General features: G+C 52.2%; 18 protein-coding genes. 7 read left to right on the top strand and 11 right to left on the bottom strand.

Going from position 1 to position 18,703, the window contains the following annotated elements; translation table 11 throughout:
* Nucleotides 1-34 precede the first annotated feature (34 nt).
* The 4 genes from ACO0LI_RS04685 to ACO0LI_RS04670 all read right to left on the bottom strand — a co-directional run bounded on the left by ACO0LI_RS04685 (nucleotide 35) and on the right by ACO0LI_RS04670 (nucleotide 4,888).
* Nucleotides 35-634, bottom strand: coding sequence for a M15 family metallopeptidase (locus ACO0LI_RS04685; protein ID WP_423031227.1), 600 nt, complete (start codon nucleotides 632-634; stop codon nucleotides 35-37).
* A 137-nt stretch (nucleotides 635-771) separates the two neighbouring features.
* Nucleotides 772-2,568 (bottom strand): ABC transporter substrate-binding protein, encoded by a 1,797-nt coding sequence (locus tag ACO0LI_RS04680; protein ID WP_423031225.1) that lies wholly within the window; start codon nucleotides 2,566-2,568, stop codon nucleotides 772-774.
* A complete protein-coding gene (locus ACO0LI_RS04675; RefSeq protein WP_423031223.1) occupies nucleotides 2,565-3,572 on the bottom strand; it encodes a succinylglutamate desuccinylase/aspartoacylase family protein in 1,008 nt (335 codons plus the stop codon). Before ACO0LI_RS04675 ends, ACO0LI_RS04680 begins: the two co-directional genes overlap by 4 nt.
* A gap of 14 nt (nucleotides 3,573-3,586) precedes the next feature.
* Nucleotides 3,587-4,888, bottom strand: coding sequence for an AmpG family muropeptide MFS transporter (locus ACO0LI_RS04670; protein WP_423031221.1), 1,302 nt, complete (start codon nucleotides 4,886-4,888; stop codon nucleotides 3,587-3,589).
* 221 nt (nucleotides 4,889-5,109) lie between these two features.
* Between ACO0LI_RS04670 and ACO0LI_RS04665 the strand changes: the two genes are divergently transcribed.
* The 4 genes from ACO0LI_RS04665 to ACO0LI_RS04650 are packed head-to-tail and all read left to right on the top strand — an operon-like array spanning nucleotide 5,110 to nucleotide 8,201.
* Nucleotides 5,110-6,054, top strand: coding sequence for an N-acetylglucosamine kinase (locus ACO0LI_RS04665; protein WP_423031219.1), 945 nt, complete (start codon nucleotides 5,110-5,112; stop codon nucleotides 6,052-6,054).
* Entirely contained in the window at nucleotides 6,051-6,860 is an 810-nt protein-coding gene (locus ACO0LI_RS04660; protein ID WP_423031217.1) for an N-acetylmuramoyl-L-alanine amidase, read from the top strand. Before ACO0LI_RS04665 ends, ACO0LI_RS04660 begins: the two co-directional genes overlap by 4 nt.
* Before the next feature lie 2 nt (nucleotides 6,861-6,862).
* A complete protein-coding gene (locus ACO0LI_RS04655) occupies nucleotides 6,863-7,372 on the top strand; it encodes a M15 family metallopeptidase (RefSeq protein WP_423031215.1) in 510 nt (169 codons plus the stop codon).
* Complete coding sequence (locus ACO0LI_RS04650; RefSeq protein ID WP_423031213.1) at nucleotides 7,338-8,201, top strand: ATP-grasp domain-containing protein; 864 nt, start codon at nucleotides 7,338-7,340, stop codon at nucleotides 8,199-8,201. Before ACO0LI_RS04655 ends, ACO0LI_RS04650 begins: the two co-directional genes overlap by 35 nt.
* Before the next feature lie 35 nt (nucleotides 8,202-8,236).
* Here the strand turns inward: ACO0LI_RS04650 and ACO0LI_RS04645 are convergent, their stop codons facing one another.
* From ACO0LI_RS04645 to ACO0LI_RS04630, 4 genes are read right to left on the bottom strand one after another with little or no spacing between them, the layout of a single operon-like run.
* Entirely contained in the window at nucleotides 8,237-9,370 is a 1,134-nt protein-coding gene (locus ACO0LI_RS04645) for an ABC transporter permease (RefSeq protein WP_423031211.1), read from the bottom strand.
* The gene (locus ACO0LI_RS04640) at nucleotides 9,367-10,368 is read right to left on the bottom strand and encodes an ABC transporter ATP-binding protein (RefSeq protein WP_423031209.1); all 1,002 of its coding nucleotides are present in this window, start codon (nucleotides 10,366-10,368) and stop codon (nucleotides 9,367-9,369) included. Before ACO0LI_RS04640 ends, ACO0LI_RS04645 begins: the two co-directional genes overlap by 4 nt.
* Nucleotides 10,365-11,360 (bottom strand): HlyD family secretion protein, encoded by a 996-nt coding sequence (locus tag ACO0LI_RS04635; RefSeq protein ID WP_423031207.1) that lies wholly within the window; start codon nucleotides 11,358-11,360, stop codon nucleotides 10,365-10,367. The genes ACO0LI_RS04640 and ACO0LI_RS04635 overlap by 4 nt, the downstream gene beginning before the upstream one ends.
* On the bottom strand, nucleotides 11,353-11,997 hold the full coding sequence (locus ACO0LI_RS04630; RefSeq protein WP_423031205.1) for a TetR/AcrR family transcriptional regulator: 645 nt from the start codon (nucleotides 11,995-11,997) through the stop codon (nucleotides 11,353-11,355). The genes ACO0LI_RS04635 and ACO0LI_RS04630 overlap by 8 nt, the downstream gene beginning before the upstream one ends.
* Before the next feature lie 386 nt (nucleotides 11,998-12,383).
* Between ACO0LI_RS04630 and ACO0LI_RS04625 the strand changes: the two genes are divergently transcribed.
* Nucleotides 12,384-12,578: a hypothetical protein gene (locus ACO0LI_RS04625; RefSeq protein WP_422951800.1), complete on the top strand. Its 195-nt coding sequence runs from the start codon at nucleotides 12,384-12,386 to the stop codon at nucleotides 12,576-12,578.
* Between the two features lie 51 nt (nucleotides 12,579-12,629).
* On the opposite strand, the gene ACO0LI_RS04620 is transcribed toward ACO0LI_RS04625, so the two are convergent.
* The 3 genes from ACO0LI_RS04620 to ACO0LI_RS04610 all read right to left on the bottom strand — a co-directional run bounded on the left by ACO0LI_RS04620 (nucleotide 12,630) and on the right by ACO0LI_RS04610 (nucleotide 15,660).
* Entirely contained in the window at nucleotides 12,630-13,496 is an 867-nt protein-coding gene (locus ACO0LI_RS04620) for an HDOD domain-containing protein (protein ID WP_423031203.1), read from the bottom strand.
* A 150-nt stretch (nucleotides 13,497-13,646) separates the two neighbouring features.
* On the bottom strand, nucleotides 13,647-14,135 hold the full coding sequence (locus ACO0LI_RS04615; protein ID WP_423031201.1) for a CreA family protein: 489 nt from the start codon (nucleotides 14,133-14,135) through the stop codon (nucleotides 13,647-13,649).
* A 55-nt stretch (nucleotides 14,136-14,190) separates the two neighbouring features.
* Nucleotides 14,191-15,660 carry an APC family permease gene (locus ACO0LI_RS04610; protein ID WP_423031199.1) on the bottom strand — a complete coding sequence of 490 codons (1,470 nt, stop codon included), beginning with the start codon at nucleotides 15,658-15,660 and terminating at the stop codon, nucleotides 14,191-14,193.
* A gap of 234 nt (nucleotides 15,661-15,894) precedes the next feature.
* On the opposite strand from ACO0LI_RS04610, the gene ACO0LI_RS04605 reads away from it, so the two are divergent.
* Together ACO0LI_RS04605 and ACO0LI_RS04600 are read left to right on the top strand one after the other, a co-directional pair.
* On the top strand, nucleotides 15,895-16,275 hold the full coding sequence (locus ACO0LI_RS04605) for a DUF2946 family protein (RefSeq protein ID WP_423031197.1): 381 nt from the start codon (nucleotides 15,895-15,897) through the stop codon (nucleotides 16,273-16,275).
* A 92-nt stretch (nucleotides 16,276-16,367) separates the two neighbouring features.
* A complete protein-coding gene (locus tag ACO0LI_RS04600; RefSeq protein WP_423031195.1) occupies nucleotides 16,368-18,683 on the top strand; it encodes a TonB-dependent receptor in 2,316 nt (771 codons plus the stop codon).
* The last annotated feature ends 20 nt before the right edge of the window (nucleotides 18,684-18,703 follow it).

Below are 18,703 nucleotides of genomic sequence, written 5' to 3'. Positions count from 1 at the left end.
AATAGCACATATCGAACAGGATAAGACTTCATCCTCAGTCTATGCGCAAATAGGTTTCACGCACGACCACCGGGTCGCCACAATTGAAATGCCACCATTCGCTATTGATGCCTCTGAAACCACCATGTGCCATTGCTGCCCGCAATATGCCGCGCTGGTCCAGCTGGTGCTGGGTGAGCTGGCCTTCCGCCAGCATTCTTTGTTCGAGTGCAGGATGGGATTTTTCTTCAAGGGCATCAAAGCCGCTACCCATATCCAGTTCCTTGCCATCGGCATCGATAAGCGTGACATCCACCGCCATGCCAAAGGAGTGGATGGAACCCCGTGCCGGGTCGGCGACATACATGCGCAAGGGTGTGCCATCCAGGTGCTGCCACAGCATTTCCTGCACGCGGTGCGGGCGCAGGGCGTCCAGTACCAGGATGCGCAAGTCAGGGTGATGTTCGTGCAACCAGTCTGCCGCAGCCTGCAGGGCAGTTACCGCTTCGCGGTGCAACCAGCTACAGTCAAGATCACCATATAACTCACGACCGACAAAATTGTCCGCACCGACATAACGTAAATCGATAACTATGCCGCTGACGGTGTCGAGCCGGCAAAAATCAGGATGAGCAGCAATCAATTCACAACGCACACATTCTCCACACAACAGAGTTTTTCATAATCGCAGCATAGGGTGAGTCACCTGCACCTGCCAATGAAAACTTACCGATGACATATAACCAGATGGAATGATCAGGCTTTGAACTTCCATAAGACTATCAATACAAATTATTTTAGTACTTTATTACGGGCTGCAACATCCACATCAACATAGCGCCAGCTTGTAAAATCCACTGGATGTCTGTAAAAGTTTTGCAGCCAGGGCTGGGATAAATCTGCCGTCACCGGATGTATGCGCGGCACCCAGGGGCTATAACCATGCATGAGCTGTGCCATTTGCCGGTAAATAGCCGTTCTCTCCGGGCTGTCGCTCAGACGCATGGCTTCTTCATACAGCTCGTTGAAAGCTGGCAGGTTGAAGCGCGAATAATTGGCACGGCCAGCATTGGGGCCATACAAAAGCTGGTAAAAATTCTCGGCATCGGGAAAATCAGCAATCCAGTTGGCCTCCGTCATCTGCACCTTGCCCAGGCGGGCAGCACGCAAGATTTCAGAATGCTTGTCAGTCTTGAAGCTGACGTGAATGCCAATAGCATCCAGATTCTTGCGCCAGACTTCATCGCGCAAGCGGCCAGTCGTGCTGGCCAGGCTATGCATTTGCAAATACAGTGCTTGCCCATCAGGCAGGCTGCGGTAACCATCTGCCGCGCGCTTGTAGCCAAACTTGTCGAGCAAGGCATTGGCCAGCTTTACATCATATTGCACCGGAGTTTTATAGTTGGCGTCGTAACCCAGCACATTTGGCGGCAAAGGAGACTGCGCCTGTATTGCCAGGCCTTTTTCCATCAGCGCGATATCTTCCTTGCTGTCATAACTGAGGGCAATGGCGCGGCGCAAGGCGATTTTCTCCGGGGTATAGCCGCCTATCACCGGGTCTTCCATATTCATCCACATATAAGAAGTTTGCAGCGGCGTGAACAGCGACAGGCGTACGCCCTGCTGCTGTAATGCAGGCTTGAGCTTGCCGTCATCAAGCACCATGTTTGACAGTGGTGGCGGTACTTGTTCAAGATAATCAAATTCATGGTTCAGGAAACCCAGTACGCGCGACTGTTGCTCTTCCATGATCTTGATTTCTACCTTGCTGACACGTGGCAAAGTCTGCCCCGTCAGGTTGGCAGCGATTTTCCTGGTGACGTCATCGGTACCCTGGTCATTGAACACGACTTTGCGGTATTGCGGATTCGCCAGTAACTCTATGCGAAAACTGCGCTGCCACTGGCCTAGTATGAAAGGGCCGGTTCCTATGGGATGATTACCGATCTGGTTGCCATAAGCCTCGACCACTTCCCTGGCCATGGCACCTGTGGCAGTAGTCGCCAGGATGAACAGAAAATTACTGTCAGGCGCATTCAAACGCACGCGTAAGGTGTATTTGTCCACCGCTTGCAAACCGGGTATGCTGGTTTGCAGATTGAAGTCCTGGCTCTTGCCATCTTTAGCTGGCTTGAGTTTTTCATCCCCCAGCAACTTGCCTTCAAACATGAACAGCCACGGCGACTTGACCGCAGGATCATAAATACGCTTGATGCTGTAAATGTAATCTTCTGCTGTCAATTCCCTGGGCTTGCCCTTGAACGCAGGGTCAGGTGTAAACATGATGCCGGGTTGCAGGTGCAGGACATAGGTTTTGCCCTGATCCAGTATCTCTGGCATGCTTTTCAGGGTATTCGGCTTGAGCTTGACAGGCCGCGCCAGATAGTCATAGCGCAGCATGGGTTCAAAAATATTTTCATTGATACTGACGGAGGGTACGTCAGATGCTACCGCTGGGTCGAGACTGCTCTCTGGTGTCGTCACCAGCACGCGCAAGACTTTTTCTGTACTGGCTGCAGCATGTACAGGCATCACGCTGGCCAGGGCAGACACACTCAGCAAAGCGGCACAAAAGAAACGCAAACTCATGCTGTTGACTTTCCAGATTCGGCCAGGGCCAGTCGGGGGTTGGGCTTGGTTAGGTAAAACCATTCTTCACCAGCACTGGCACCAGCGTCAGGGAAGATGATGCGACCATCCTGGTCTGCCCTGACTTCAGTGCCATCGGCGCGCGTACCTATCAGCTCACCCTGTTTCAATTCATCAAAGCTGCGCCATTCGCGTACAAAACTATCGCCATCATGCAGTTTGTCGATGACATCATAGATGCGCAGGGCTTCCATCTCTGTTACAGGCGCGGGTGCCTCGCCAGCGATCACACCCAGATGACGCAGGCTGTTGACGATGGCGGCATAAGCTACCGCTGGCGCTTGCGGGTCGAGATGCTGGCCGCATTCCAGCGTCATCGCATAACCGCCGACTGAGCGCATGTATTCTGTGGTGCCGACACCGAATTGTGTATTTGCATTTGCCACGGTTTTGGCATCCGCATCATGTGCCAGGCTCTCCTGGCGGCGTTGCACGCCACGCGCATAAGTGCCGAGCCAGCCATCGACCAGGCGATGTACACCGAGGCGCATGGCCATGGCCAGTTCCTGTTTTTCATGGCTGAAAGATTCTATGGGCCCACGATTATTTTCTGGTCCTATCAGGACAAAGGGTTCGCCCTGTCCACGGAAAGAATGAAGGTCTAGCAAAACATCATGCTGGGCCATCAGCGGGCATAACCAGTTTGCTACATGGTCTTCAAATTCCTGCACATCAGTTGTTGGTATCAGGCGGCGGTTCAGGTTGCGCTCACCTTCTCTTTGCCCCAGTTTGTAAGCCAGCGGATTGCATACCGGTACCAGCGTCAGGCGGCCGGCCAGCAATTGCAGGCTGCCATCTTCGAGTTCTGCAATGACACGGCGGATGGCCTGCGTACCGCAAGTTTCATTGCCATGTACTGCACCAGTGATAATGACACTGCTGCCAGGCTGTGGTGAGCTGTAGCTGTTGCTTTGAAAATGATAGGGGTAAGCGGTTTTGTTCATATTTTATTCAGCCTCTATTCAGTTTTTTTGCCAAAGGCCGGATCTACTTTAATAAAGGCGGTTACAACAAAGGTAGGAACGGCAGCGATACATATCCAGACAAAGAAATGGGCATAGCCCAAATTCTCTTGCAAACGGCCACTGAACATGCCCGGCAACATCATGCTCAAGGCCATGAAGCCGGTACAAATTGCATAATGCGCAGTCTTGTGTTCGCCATCAGCAATCATGATCATATACAGCACATAGGCGGTAAAGCCAAAACCATAACCCATTTGCTCTATGGCGACTGCAGCACCAATCAGGTAGATATTATCTGGCTGCACAAAGGCCAGATAGACATACACCAGATGCGGCACATTGATCGCCAGAGCCATCGGCCACAGCATGCGTTTTAAACCAAAACGAGAAATCAGCGCCCCTCCTGCGAGGCCACCTATGGTCAGAGCAATCATACCCATGGTGCCATACACGATACCAACCGCCTGGGTAGAAAGGCCAAGACCGCCTTTATCGACACTGTCGAGCAAAAACGGTGGTGCCATCTTGACCAGTTGCGCTTCACCAAAGCGATATAGCAAAAGGAAGGCGATCGTCAGCAAGATATTTTTCTTTTTGATGAACTTGCCAAAGATCGTAAAGAAAGTTGCGACTACCTGATTCGGGTCGCCATGCGCCGTATCACTGGCAGGACGTGGCAAGGCCCATTTATGGTAGGCAGACAGGCTGATGAACATCACCGCCAGCACACAAAAGACCACAACCCAGCCAAACCTGGCGTCGCCTGTCATGTCGCGCAGCGTGCCAGCCAGATAGACCAGGGCGCCCTGCCCGGTCAGCATGGATATCCTGAAAAACATGCTACGTACGCCAACAAAAGCCGCCTGTTGATACTGTTCCAGCGCCAGCATATAAAAACCGTCAGAACTGATGTCGTGGGTGGCTGCACTAAACGCCAACAGCCAGAACACCAGCAGCGTCGCCTGGAAAAAACCGGGCATGGGTATGGTCAGGGCTACCAGCCCGAACATCGCACCTATGACGAGCTCCAGCGTAACAATCCAGAAACGCTTGGTCTTAAACATATCGACAAAAGGAGACCAGAACGGCTTGATCACAAAAGGCAAGTACAACCAGCTTGTATATAATGCAATGTCCGAATTGGAAATATCGAGATTTTTGTACATAATGACGGAAAGTGTCATTACCACGACGTAAGGAATCCCCTGGCTGAAATACAATGAGGGTATCCAGCGCCAGACCCCGCCCGCAGGAACTTCAGGTTTTTTGACTGCAGTAACTGTCTCGCTTGTCATTTTTATCTTTTTCTTGAATGGTAAGGCCTGGATCATCTTCCCAGTAAAATACCGGGATTACGATTGAAATTTTGCTGCAGCTTCATAGCAAAAAGTTATAAGCCGGATGTATCTTTTCATTCGCTGCCAGTGCCAGAAGCGCCCTATGATAAACGAACAACTGCCAGTTATTGCAATTCAGCTCGACGATGTTTCACCAAAATCAACAGAAACCTGTATTCATGTCACCTGACCAGCAAGCGACCTTGGCCCAACAAACCACAGACATTGCGCTAGGCATAGATGCAGGCGGCACACAGACACGCTGGGCATTGGCGACCCAGGATGAGCAGATCCTTGCCAGCGGCACGGCCGCAGGCCTGACCGCGCTGCAAACAGACAGCCCAGAGGGAAGAGAAGCCGTGCACCAAATATTTGCCAGCCTCGCAGCTGCCACTGGCAGCCATGGCCAGGTAGGCTGCATACGCGCAGGCATCACCGGCTTCGGCGGCGATTCACAAACGCTGCCAGATATGCTGGCTGAGTGCTTTGACTTGAAAAAGCAACATATCCTGGTCAGCAATGATATAGAAATTGCCTATCTTGATATTTTCAAACCCGGCACTGGCTATCTGATCTATGCAGGCACCGGCTCTATCGCTGCCTATATTGATGCCGAAGGTGAGTTTCACCGGGCTGGCGGCCGTGGTTACCTGCTTGATGATGCCGGAGGCGGCTTCTGGATAGCACGCGAAGCCATCAGCAAGCTCTGGCGTGCCGAAGATGAAAATCCCGGCCAGTGGAAAAATTCAGAAATGGCGATACGTATTTTCAAACTCATCGGCGGCAATGACTGGAATATATCGAGGGACTTTATTTATCACCGCAGCCGTGGTGACATAGGCAAACTCGCGCTGGCCGTCGCCTCTGCTGCCTACAGTGACCCGGTCGCCATGTCCATCTTGCAAAATGCAGGCAAGGAACTGGCCCGCCTGGGCATGGCCATGTGCGCCAGATTTGGCCATAAACCCATCGCACTTGGTGGCCGTGTGCAAGACCTGCATCCCGCCATCGTAGAATCCCTGCGCCAGAATTTAGCACCCGATATCTCCTTGCGCCAAAGTACTTGCCAGGCACATTTTTCCGCAGCACGGCTCGCTGCCCGACATCTCAAAAATCTACCATGAAAAAAATCACGCTATATAGTTTGTTTACTGCTGTCAGTCTCTTCATCAGTGGCTGTGCCACCGTAGGCCCCATGGGCAAGCTCGATACCACTATTTCTGCCAAGAGCCAGGAAGAACGTGTGCAATTCATCATCCTACATTACACCGCACTGGATCAGTCTACGTCTTTGCGTGTGCTCAGCCAGCAAGCCGTCAGTGCTAATTATCTGGTTGGAGATGAAGACCCGATCAAGGTCTGGCAACTGGTGCCAGAAAATCATATGGCGTATCACGCCGGTCTCAGTGAATGGAAAGGTTATAGCCGTCTGAATGCCAGCTCCATAGGCATAGAAATCGTCAATCTCGGTTTCAAGGATACGCCAGAAGGCAGGATTTACTTCCCCTTCCCGCAAGCCCAGATAGACCGCGTGATTGCTCTCGTCAAAGATATCTCGGCACGCTACCAGATACGCCCTGAGTACATACTCGGCCATTCCGACATCGCCCCGCTGCGTAAGTCAGACCCAGGGCCGCTCTTTCCATGGAAGCAACTGGCCGATGCTGGCCTGATCCCCTGGCCCAAGGCAGACGAAGTTGCACAACGCATGACAGCTTATGAATTACAGTTACCGGACATCAAATGGTTCCAGCAAAAGCTTGCACAATACGGCTATGGCATCCCACAAACCGGCCTGCTCGATGAAACCACCCGCAGTGTGCTGGTGGCATTCCAGACCAAGTACAGGCCAGCAAAATTTGACGGCATGCCAGATGCAGAAACCGCCGCCATGCTCGACACCCTGCTTGCTAACCTGAAGGCGAAATAAATATGGTCGTCAGCCAGGCTGCAAACTTCACCATCCCGCCGCAACTGCTGGAACAGCGTGGCCTGCTACTGCAGCAAGAAGCCACAGAACTGGTACTGGCAGAAAACGGCGAGGATGGCAGGCAATACCTGCTGACGCCCGCCACCAAGCTCGCCTGGCAAGCCATGAAGGCTGCCGCCAGCGAGGATGGCATCGCCCTGCTGATGATATCCGCCTTCCGCAGCATCGCCAGACAAACCGAGATCATCAGCGACAAGCTGGCTGAGGGGCAGCAACTGCAAGACATATTACTGGTTTGCGCCCCACCCGGCTACAGCGAACATCATACTGGCCGCGCGATAGACATCGCCACGCCAGAAGACCCGGAACTGGAAATTTCTTTTGACACCACGGCAGCGTTTGCGTGGTTAAAAAATAATGCAGGGCGATTTGGGTTTCACATGTCTTACCCGCCGGGGAATAGCAGCGGGTTTCAATATGAGCCTTGGCATTGGTGTTTCCAGCCAGGATGAAAGAGACGCACTCGCAATGAACCTTGCCTTTATTGAAGATAAATTATTTGTCGCCAGCGAACAGCTTGGTGTCGCTGTTTATGACTTCGATTTTGATTTACATTTTTCATGCAAACATCCTTATCTGATTGAAGAACAGTATCCTTGCATCATGCGGGTAGGTGCAATCGCCAATTATGCACAAGAGTATGAAGAGAAACTGAAGATGGGCTTGCAACTCGTCAACACACCAGATCAGCATGTATTGGCGAGTGAGCTGGAAGCATGGTATCCACTGATCGCAGAATTAACACCCCGGACTATTGTGTATGGAGAGTTACCATCAGCACAGGAAATTGAATGCAATTTTGATTGGCCGATTTTTCTTAAAGGTTCCAGACAAACCAGCAAACACAATCCCGATCTCGCCGTTATACAAAACCGCGCTCACTATGAGAAGGCAATTCATCTTTATCGAAATGATGCCATATTACATTGGCAAAAACCTGTCATACGCGAATTTATTCCCCTGGCAAAAGTAGATGCGACAGTTCCAGGTAAAGTGCAAGTATCTATTGAATATCGCTCTTTCTGGTGGCATGGCATCTGCGTCGGCTGGGGACGTTATTGGTATCAGGTGCATCCTTATGATTGTCCTGATGCAGACATTGGACTTGGCATTGCAGCAAAGACTGCGGCAAGATTGTCTGTTCCATTTTTAGTCATAGACTTTGCGAAAACTGCAGATGGTCGCTGGATCATCATAGAGTGCAACGATGCACAAGAGTCAGGTTATGTTGGAATACAGTCACTGCAGTTATGGCAGAGACTGCTCGCACAAATAGACTGACATCGCAACATGTAACCCTATTTTTGGGAACTACATTAGTCCAGCGTCTGCCTATACCTCTTCAAAGCCACAAACCCCGCCAGCAGCAAAAATATCAGCATGGGCCACAGCTCTGGCGTGAGCTGGCCTGCGGTATTGCCTTTCAATAAAATACCCCGCACGATGCGCAAGAAATGCGTCAATGGCAATGCTTCGCCTATCGCTTGTGCCCATTCCGGCATGGCGCGGAAAGGAAACATGAAGCCGGACAGCAGCATGGATGGCAGGAAGAAAAAGAAAGTCATCTGCATCGCTTGCAACTGGTTTTTTGCTATCGTCGAAAAGGTAAAGCCGACCGCCAGATTGGCGAGGATGAAAACGCCTATCATGCTCATGAGCAGGCTGAAGCTGCCCATCATGGGCACTTCAAATAACAGGAAGGCAGCACTGATGATGACGCCGAGTTGTATGTAACCGATCAGCACATAGGGCAGGATTTTGCCGACCATGACTTCTGCCGGACGTACTGGTGTTGCCAGCAGGTTTTCCATGGTGCCGCGCTCACGTTCTCTTGTCATGGCGAGTGAGGTCAGCATGACCATGGTCATGGTGAGTATGGTGCCGATCAGGCCGGGCACGATGTTATAGCGTGACAAACCCTCGGGATTATAGCGGCGATGCACACGCACCTCATAAGCTGGCGTACCGGTTTGCAGGTATTGCAAAGGGCCTTTGAGATCGTGATGCAAGGCCTGGGTAGCAATGACGTTCAACGCGGCGATGGCGTTACCTGATGCTGAAGGATCGGTCGCATCAACGGAGATCAGCAAGGCTGGTTTTTCACCGCGCACCAGTTGCTGGGTAAATTGTGGTGGTATCACCAGCATGAATTGTATTTTGCCGGTTTCGAGCAAAGTCTCTGCCTCCTGCTCACTCTGGCCTACCGAGTCGATACGGAAGTAGCCAGTGTTTTGCATGGCAACGACAAAGCTGCGTGCCATGGCACTATTGTCGGTACTGACTACAGCGGTTGGCAAACCCTTGGGGTCGGTATTAATCGCATAGCCAAACAGGATGAGTTGCAGGATGGGGATACCGACTGCCATGGCAAAGGTCAGGCGGTCGCGCATCATTTGCTGGAATTCCTTGATAAAGATGGCGAACATGCGTGCCAGTGAAAACTGCTTCATGCCTTCACCTTTTGACGTATTTTCTGTATTTGCTGAATTTCGTCTTTGGAAAAATTATCAGGTGCACTGGCGATCAGACTGATGAAGACATCTTCCAAGTTCGCCGCACTCGGCGTGATCTGTATATTGGCTTGATGCCTTATGCCATCGAGTGCCTGCGAGACCAGCGCCTCGTCCAGCCCGGCAACGTGGACGGCATTGCCGAATGCGGCGACGCTTAATACACCTGGTGCCGACTTCAATGGCTCAAGTAAAGTACCCAGTTGCTCACCTTGCAGTGTCCAGACCTTGAGTTTGGAGTCACGTATGATCTCTGCTTCCGTACCACGTGCGAGTATTTTGCCATAGGCGATATAACAAAGTTCATGACAACGTTCTGCTTCGTCCATGTAATGGGTCGATACGAGTACGGTGATGCCCTGGTCAGCCAGCAAATGTATCTGGTCCCAAAAATCGCGACGCGCCTTGGGATCGACGCCAGCGGTTGGTTCATCAAGCAACAGCAGGCGCGGTTCATGGATGAGGCAGGCCGCCAGTGCGAGGCGCTGTTTCCAGCCACCGGACAATGATCCTGCCAGTTGCTGCTGGCGGGCTGTCAGGCCCAGCCTTTCGAGAGAAAGATCGACTGCATTTTTTCTATTGGGCAGCTCAAACAGGCGCGCGACAAAATCCAGGTTCTGGCGTATCGACAGATCATCATACAGGCCAAACTTTTGCGTCATATAACCGACCTGGCGCTTGATCTGCTCTGCCTGTTTGATGATATCCAGACCCAGGCAAGAACCAGTGCCGGCATCGGGCGTCAGCAGGCCGCACAGCATGCGTATGGTGGTGGTTTTGCCGCTGCCGTTTGGTCCCAGAAAACCGCAGATACGGCCCTTGGCAACTTGCAGTTCGACTTTATCGACCACCGCGCGACCGCCATAGGATTTGCTCAGGCCATGCACATTGATGGCCAGATTTCCTGTGTCAACGCTGGTATTCGTTGTGCTGTTCACTGTGCTTTTCCTGTACTTGTTGCAGCCAGCAGCGACACATCCAGAGGCTGACCGGGGTGCAGCAAGAGTTTGCCTGGCTGATCAGGTTTGGCCTCGACCATGAACACCAGTTTGGCTCTTTGTGCATTTGAATAAATCACGGGTGGTGTGTATTCAGCCTGGCTGGCGATGCGGGAGATGTGGGCTGGTACGGATGCTGCGCAACCATCGCAATGCAGGCTGACTGCCTGACCGACAGCAATCTTGCCCAACTCGGCTTCCGGCACAAAGAACCGGGCTTTGCGGTTTTCTGGTGGCAGCAGGGACAATACCGGCTGACCTGGTTGCACATATTCACCCTGGCGGAAAAACACTTCTGCCACCAGCGCATTTGCAGGTGCGCTTTGTGATTTTTGTCCTGAGCGCCAGTTCGTCTGGCGCAAGGCTTCTTTTGCGGCATCGGCACTGGCCTGGGCAGCGGCGCGCTCATCTACGCGTGCCGGCAACTTTGCGACACTCAGCGAGGCATTCAATTCTGCTACGCGGGCTTCAGCGAGTTTGACACTGGTTTGTGCATCATCCATACGGGATTTGGACACAAAGCCCTGCCCCACCAGTTGCTGCTGGCGTGCCAGTTCCTGTCTTGCCAGGGCGGCTTGTGCCTGCGCACTTGTCAATTGTGCCTGGGTGACTGCAATCTCTTCTGTACGCCTGCCTTTTTCTGTGTTGCTGGCTTGCGCCTGCGCGCTCGTGAGACGGGCACTGGCTTCGTCATGGGCCGCATTTTCAGCTTCGGCATCAAGTGCAAACAGCAGGCTATCCTTGCTGACTTGCTGGCCTGCCTGCACTTTGATACTGTCGAGTTTGCCGCCCAGTGGTGCAGAAATATAGACGTAATCACCTTCTGCATAGCCTGACCAGGCGGTGGAGGTCTTTTCATTACAGGCTGCCAGCATGGCAGTCAATGCAAGTGTCAATGGCAATACTGCTGCGGGTTTACATTTTTTATACACGGCGTAACTCCTCATTCGTTGCAGCCAGGGCATACAGGGCACGGTTGACGCGGTCGGCAATGGCGTCATCGCTTAATACCTGGCTCAAAGGTTCTTGCAGCATGGCTGGCACAAAGCCCATATCCAGTGCGCGCGGGACGATCACCATGGGCGCGGCAACACTGGCCATCAAGAACGCCAGGGCATGAGTGGGCGGCGCCATGGCAATCTCGCCAGCCTGCATGGCCTGCATCAGCAAACCGGTGATCAGCATTACGTGACGCGAGCCATTTTTTTCGAGAAACTGCCTGGCGACTTTTTCGCCCATGGCAGCATCGGCCCAGACCCGGCCTATCCAGCCACCATGTTCGCGCAACAAACGACCGAGCAAATACAAAGCCTCACGCAGACGCTGTACGGGCGAACCTTCATGATTCACCTCGGCCTGCAATTGCACAAACACTTCGTCGTACATGGTTTGCAGCAACTGCGTCAGGAAATTATCTTTATTCTTGAAGTGATAATGGAACATGCCTACGTTCACGCCTGCATGCTCCGCCAGCATGCGCAGGGACAAGCCGCCACAGCCATGCTGGGCAAACAGGGCGCGCCCGCTTTGCAATAAAACTTCATCAAGTTGTTGTGAAGGACGTGCCATATTTCTGTTCACCAATAATTACTATGCATCTGACTAATAACTGAAGTTTGCAGGCGCACGACCGCCAAGTCAAGCGTTTTTTGGGCCGTTGGCAAATGCTTATTTTTAAATGAGCAAGAAATGTGGGGACTGAGCAGAGCGATGCGCAGCGATCAATACCTCCCTCAATTCATCGCCTGCAAACGCATTCCGATACTAGAAAATTGCACTTCGTCGCCTGCTACTAGCGGCCAATATGACGACGGCCTAAAGTGCAATCACTCCCACCCGAATTGAAAGGAAATATCATGAACATCACAGCAAACATGGACGGCGTCGTCATCGCCACTATCGCTCTGGTTATCCTGAGCAGCCTGTTGCGCGCCATCATCGCTTAAGGAAAAATGATGCTAGGATTTTTGATCTGGATTATCTTGTTTGTACTGTGCTGGCCGCTTGCCATACTGGCCCTGGTGTTGTACCCACTGGTGTGGCTGGTGCTGCTGCCTTTCAGGATATTAGGCATAGCGGTGACTGGCGTATTTGAATTATTGCGGGCAATCTTTATGTTGCCGGCCAACCTGTTAAAAAGCCGTCCATGAGCGGACGGCTTTTAGCTGGTATATGAGTAGCCCATTAACTGTTAATGCAGGCTAATGCGGCTGATTGAATAATTCGTGCAACTCTTCAAACCTGTCTTCGACTTCATCGGCAGACAAGCCCAAAAATTCACAGGCAGCTGCGCCACCTTTTTCCCACTCACAAGAAAATTCTTGCCCATGGTATTTTTGTATTCCATATTCGGCAAGCAGGGCCAGGGCGATCAGGCTTTTAACTGAATCTTCGGTATTGGCGTCATGCAAGACACTATAGTCATGATGCAAAAGTATCGCCAAAGATACGCTCTCAGGCAAACCCCAGGTGCGCGCCATCAAAGAACCTATGGCGGTGTGCGAGGTGGTATGGCGCTGTTCTTCGATGGCAGTGAAGGCTTCACGTGTTTCCTGATTTGCCAGATCCAGAGTCTCGTTGTAATCAGGAAAACGTTCCAGCAACAAAGGTATGCCTATGTCGCAAAACAGGCCAAAGGTATGGGCCTGATCAGGCGGGCAAACACGCATGCGCCTGGCCAGTTGTGTCATCGCTTGCGCGCGCTTGGTAGAAAAATCCCAAAATTTGACGAGGGAGATTTTCTCAACCTGTATGCTTTGCCGGGCAATAATCCCTGTCATCAGATTACCGCACTGGGTAATACCTAACAGATTGACAGCATGCTCGACCGATTTTGCTTTGAGGCGCAAGCCAAAGAAAGACGAATTGGCGAGCTTCAATAATGATGCAGACATCGCCACATCATTGGCAATAATGCCAGTCAATTTACGAGGATCAGGATCATTGGCGGCAAGCTCTGCCTGCACGTCGGCCAGCAAGCTGGGACGTGGCGGTATGCGTATCGTCTTGACGAGCGCATCAACGGATTGTTCAGTGGTCAGCCTGGGGGCTGCAGCAGAGCTTGTCATAATAGTACGATTGATACACCAGGGAGAGATAAGACTTACAGGCTGCTATTGTAAGCGCAAATCATTGCTGGATAGAAAAACCAAACATTTTTTACATATCAAGCCCTGCCTGCTTTCCGGGTGTACTTCCCGGGCTCCCGGGCTCCAGAACTATTTAACAGGGATGGGCGTACTGCGATCTACTGGAACAGCGGTCACACTATTCTTCGGTGAACCGTCTATCAGTTTGTCGGAATAAGTCAGATACACCAGCGCATTGCGCTTTTGATCCACCATGCGGACTATGCGCAGCTTTTTGAACAGGATAGACAGGCTTTGACTAAAGACTTCATCCTGCTGCTTAAGCTGGCCATTAAAACTGATGGGGCCAACCTGGCGGCAGGCAATCGAGGCTTCAGATTTGTCTTCTGCCAGGCCCAGTCCGCCGGAAATACCACCCGTTTTGGCGCGCGAGATATAGCAGGTGACACCATTTACTTTAGGATCATCATAGGCCTCTACCACGACCTTATGGTCAGGGCCTATGAGTTTGAAGGCCGTATCGACACTGCCTACGGTTTCTGCCGAGGCAACGGCACTGCATGCGGAGAAAACGGTAAGGATAGCTATGGCGGCAAAACTTAAAGATGGCAGTTTCATAATCTCGCTCTTTTCCTGAAGACGCCACAAACCGGGCGCTTCAGGAATATCAGGCTTATTGCTGTTTATTCAAGTGTGAATGGGCTCTGCTGTACAGGAAATAGATTACGATCGCGACAGCCATCCAGATAAAGAACACATGGTAAGTCGTTGCCGACAAATCTTTGAGGATATACAGGCAAGCCAGTATGCTCATACCCGGTATCAGATAAGGGCCGAAAGGCACGCGGAAACCGCCCGCTTCGTCGCCCAGCTTTTGCCTGCGTATGACAGGCACGGCAACCGAGACCACCATGAATGCGACCAGGGTACCCATGCTGACCATATCCCACAGGAAGGTCGAGTCAACCAGGCCAGCGACGATACCGACCAGCAGGCAGACGATGATGGTATTGCTGACAGGTGTACGGGTACGTGCATGCACACGCTGGAAAGAGCTTGGGATCAAACCATCTTTACTGATCGCAAACAAAATCCGGCTCTGGCCATAAATAGTCACCAGCGTCACGCTGAATACCGAGATCACAGCACCAGCAGACAAGATCAATGCAGGCCAGGCTTTGCCCGTGACGTTTTGCAAGATCACTGCCAGGCCAGCTTCCTGGCCTTCAAACATTTTGGCAGGTTGGGCACCCACCGCGGCGACTGCCACCAGCAAATAAAACACGGTCACAACGACCAGCGCCGCCATGATACCGAGCGGTACATTACGCTTGGGGTTCTTGACCTCAGCACCGGCAGTTGCCACCGTATCAAGACCGATAAAGGAAAAGAATACCGTACCGGCAGCAGCCGTTACGCCAGCCATACCGGCAAGACCCTTGCTGTTGTCAGTATTAAAGAAAGGGGTGAAATGCTCGGCATTAAAACCGGAGAATGCCACGATGGCAAAGAAAGTCAGAATCACCAGCTTGATCATGACCATGACGGCATTTACCGTCGCAGATTCCTTGGCGCCACGCAACAACAATATGCAGCAAATCGCCACCAGCACCATCGGTGGCAGATTGAATTGCCCGGCATGAAACTCGACCCCGTTGGCACCCGCAACGATCATGGGTGAACGCAGCATTTCAGGTATCTGCCAACCGAGAGCATTGGTCAGAAAATTATTCAGATAGGCAGACCAGCCTATTGCCGTGGCACTGGCAGCCAGACCATATTCCAGCAATAAACAGGCGGCAACAATGAAGGCACCAAATTCACCGACCGTTGCATAGGCATAAGAATAAGAAGAACCGGATGCCGGGATGCGGGACGACAACTCGGAATAGCACAGCGCTGTCAAACCGGCAGTAATCGCGGCGATGATAAAAGACAAAATGACCGAGGGGCCAGCCTTGGGCACCGCCTCGACCATGGTAAAGAAAATACCGGTACCAATAGTAGAACCCACACCTATCATGGTCAGGGAAAACAAACCCAGTGAGCGATGCAGGCTATGGCCCTGATCGTCCGTCACTTGTTCGCTATGGTCTATGGGCTTGGTGCGGGTCAGTTGCTGACCCAGGCTAACTTGTCTCAAGATCTATCCTTCTACTTATGCCAAATACCTGTTGAGTAAAGGAGCTCATGCCTGGCTATGAACCGGACCAAGGTCCAGGTTCAGCTGTCTGCCATTGTGCGGCCCAGGCCAGGCTTGCCCCGAAAATCGCCATGATAGCCCCAAAATTGTCCGCTTTGATGTCAGTCTGCTTATTTTTCCTGACATCCAACAGCAGATTTGTAGCGAGACAGAAGGATGGTACAATGCCGCCCCATGTCCGCCCAAGGTTTTTCCCTGTCGTGTTTTCGCCACCTGGTGCGCGCAGTACTGCTCATGTATGTACTGACGCTGGGTGTCGCCATGGCATCTTCAGTCGTGAAGTCCGGTCAGCAGGGCATGAATCTGATCTGTACCAGCACCGGCTATAAATTCATCAAGGCCGACGGCAGTGGCAGCAAAGAAACTGGCAAGAGCATGACGCACTTGCTCGATTGCTCGATGTGTCTGGCCGCCAGCTTGCCAGCCAGTTTCCCGCAAACCACGTTTTTTGCCGCACCACACGCTCTTTCCTACGCTACCCGCTCCATACCGGCAGCACACCTGGCTGCGATCGTTGCTGCCCCGCTGCCGGCACGCGGGCCACCGTCCGTCTAAAAATTTGAATTAGTTCAAACCTGTCGTGTTACCCGCACTGGCAAGTTTGCTTTGCGCATGCACATGCGCGTTCCAATTTTTAGATAATTTATATGCCTCATTCTTTACGTCCTTTGCGCTTGCGTGCATTGGCAGTAGCAATGGCTGCTGCCTTCCCTTTGTCTTTATCTTTACTACCAGCTACTGCCTCCGCAATTGAAGCAATAGAAAATACCACCCAGGCCGAACGCGTCATCATCAATGGCGACCGCCCATCCTCACTGCCCAAGGAAATCCCGACCACCATAGAAGGCATCAATGCCAAAACCATGGAGCAGACCATCAATGCCATTGATGCAGAAGATGCCCTGAAATACCTGCCCAGCCTGCTGGTGCGCAAGCGCTATGTTGGCGACTACAACCATGCAGTGCTGGCGACACGGGCATCCGGCACAGGTAATAGCGCACGCTCCATGGTGTATGCCGATGGCATCTTGCTGTCGAATTTGCTGGGCAATGGTGCAGCATTCACGCCACGCTGGGGTCTCGTGACACCGGAAGAAATCGAACGTGTTGATGTGCTGTACGGCCCCTTCTCTGCTGCCTATCCCGGTAACTCTGCCGGTGCCGTAGTCGATTATGTGACGCGTATGCCCAAGCAGTTTGAAGCCCATGCCAAACTGGTAGGCTTTAGTGAAAACTTCCAGCAATATGGCACCGACAAAAGCTATAGCGGCAAGCAGCTCAGCGCCAGTCTTGGCAATAAACAGGGAGCATTTTCCTGGTGGCTGAATGTGAACCAGCTTGATAGCGACGGTCACCCTATCGCCTTTGCCAACAAACTGGCTTCAACAGGCGTCAGCAGCAACGCCGGCACAGCAGTAACTGGTGCCATAGCCGACAAAAATCCGCAAGGCCTGGACTGGTGGATACTCGGCGCGACGGGTCAATACCATACCACGCAAGACCATGCCAAAGTCAAACTAGCATACGACTTTAGCCCGACTTTACGGGCGAGCTACACCTTTGGCTACTGGCGCAATAATATGAACAGCGGCGTCGAAAATTATTTGCGCGATGCTGCAGGCAATGCGGTATATAGCGGCGACATCAATATCGCCGGTAAAAAATATACTCTTGCCCCTACCGATATGTCGAACAGCAAAAACCAGCTTGAACATATCACCCATGGCCTGAACCTCAGGAGCAATACCAAAGGCGAGTTTGATTGGGAAGTGGCCGCCAGCCTGTATGACTACAGCAAGGATATCGTCCGTGCACCGACAGTGGCAATCCCACAGGCCAACGGCGGTGGCAATGGCCGGATTACCGATGGCGCAGGTACAGGCTGGAATACGCTGGCCTTGAAAGGCATCTGGCGACCAGCAGCAGAACACACTGCTGAATTTGGTTACCAGCGCGAGGCGTATCAGATGCGTACGCTGGTGTCGGATACGGATGACTGGATCAATGGCGGCGCACTCAAGCGCTTCTCTGCCTTCCAGGGCAATACCCAATTGCAAAGCCTGTATGCGCAAGATGCCTGGCGTATCAATCCTCAATGGAAAGCCATTGTTGGTGGCCGCCTGGAGCAATGGCAGGCAGATCGTGGAGCTATCTCATCCGCGACCAGCACTCTGCCCTTCGCTGAACGCAAGGAAAATTATTTTTCACCCAAGGCTGCTATCGCCTTCAAAGCCAATGATGACTGGACCCTGAAGGCATCGGCAGGACGTGCGGTGCGCATGCCTACGGTATCTGAACTTTACCAGGGCAGCATTTCCACCACTGCTATCGTCAATAATGATCCCAATTTGAAACCAGAAAAATCCTGGACAACGGAATGGACGGCAGAGCGGACGCTGAATGATGGCAAGGGTTTTCTGCGTACCACCCTGTTCCATGAAAGAACCAGGGATGCGCTGTACTCACAGGTGAACACCCTGGTCACGCCTAACGTGACAAATATCCAGAACGTGGATGAAATCCATACGACAGGGCTGGAACTCGCCTATCAGGCCAACGATGTATTCACCCGTGGCCTGGATTTGGTAGCCAGCCTGACGTATGCCAATTCTGAAATAACGCGTAATGACAAATTCCCTGCCAGTGTTGGCAAATGGCAGCCGCGTGTGCCAGCCTGGCGCGCCAATTTTGTCATCAGCTACCGCCCTGACGACAAGCTCAGCACTACGCTGGGTTTGCGCTACAGCGGCAAGCAATATGGCTCACTCGATAACAGCGACAGCAATGCCTTTACCTATCAGGGCTTCTCCAGCTTTGTGGTCGCTGATGTACGCGTGCGTTATCAACTGGCAAGGCAATGGGTAGCCTCGGTCGGCATAGATAATTTGAATAATAAAAAATACTGGGCCTTTCACCCCTACACGCAACGCAGTGTAGTAGGTGAATTGAAGTTTGATTTTTAAACTGGACTAAACCAAAGGCG

The sequence above is a fragment of the Undibacterium sp. Tian12W genome, assembly GCF_049339405.1.
Taxonomy (GTDB): domain Bacteria; phylum Pseudomonadota; class Gammaproteobacteria; order Burkholderiales; family Burkholderiaceae_D; genus Undibacterium.
This window is presented reverse-complemented; position numbering and strand designations above follow the sequence as displayed.

Coding starts and splice junctions, on each gene's coding strand:
- ACO0LI_RS04655 (WP_423031215.1), top strand. CDS start 6,863: ATGGTCGTCAGCCAGGCTGCAAACTTCACCATCCCGCCGCAACTGCTG.
- ACO0LI_RS04605 (WP_423031197.1), top strand. CDS start 15,895: ATGTCCGCCCAAGGTTTTTCCCTGTCGTGTTTTCGCCACCTGGTGCGC.
- ACO0LI_RS04630 (WP_423031205.1), bottom strand. CDS start 11,997: ATGGCACGTCCTTCACAACAACTTGATGAAGTTTTATTGCAAAGCGGG.
- ACO0LI_RS04645 (WP_423031211.1), bottom strand. CDS start 9,370: ATGAAGCAGTTTTCACTGGCACGCATGTTCGCCATCTTTATCAAGGAA.
- ACO0LI_RS04680 (WP_423031225.1), bottom strand. CDS start 2,568: ATGAGTTTGCGTTTCTTTTGTGCCGCTTTGCTGAGTGTGTCTGCCCTG.
- ACO0LI_RS04625 (WP_422951800.1), top strand. CDS start 12,384: ATGCTAGGATTTTTGATCTGGATTATCTTGTTTGTACTGTGCTGGCCG.
- ACO0LI_RS04665 (WP_423031219.1), top strand. CDS start 5,110: ATGTCACCTGACCAGCAAGCGACCTTGGCCCAACAAACCACAGACATT.
- ACO0LI_RS04670 (WP_423031221.1), bottom strand. CDS start 4,888: ATGACAAGCGAGACAGTTACTGCAGTCAAAAAACCTGAAGTTCCTGCG.
- ACO0LI_RS04600 (WP_423031195.1), top strand. CDS start 16,368: ATGCCTCATTCTTTACGTCCTTTGCGCTTGCGTGCATTGGCAGTAGCA.
- ACO0LI_RS04620 (WP_423031203.1), bottom strand. CDS start 13,496: ATGACAAGCTCTGCTGCAGCCCCCAGGCTGACCACTGAACAATCCGTT.
- ACO0LI_RS04675 (WP_423031223.1), bottom strand. CDS start 3,572: ATGAACAAAACCGCTTACCCCTATCATTTTCAAAGCAACAGCTACAGC.
- ACO0LI_RS04615 (WP_423031201.1), bottom strand. CDS start 14,135: ATGAAACTGCCATCTTTAAGTTTTGCCGCCATAGCTATCCTTACCGTT.
- ACO0LI_RS04660 (WP_423031217.1), top strand. CDS start 6,051: ATGAAAAAAATCACGCTATATAGTTTGTTTACTGCTGTCAGTCTCTTC.
- ACO0LI_RS04650 (WP_423031213.1), top strand. CDS start 7,338: ATGAGCCTTGGCATTGGTGTTTCCAGCCAGGATGAAAGAGACGCACTC.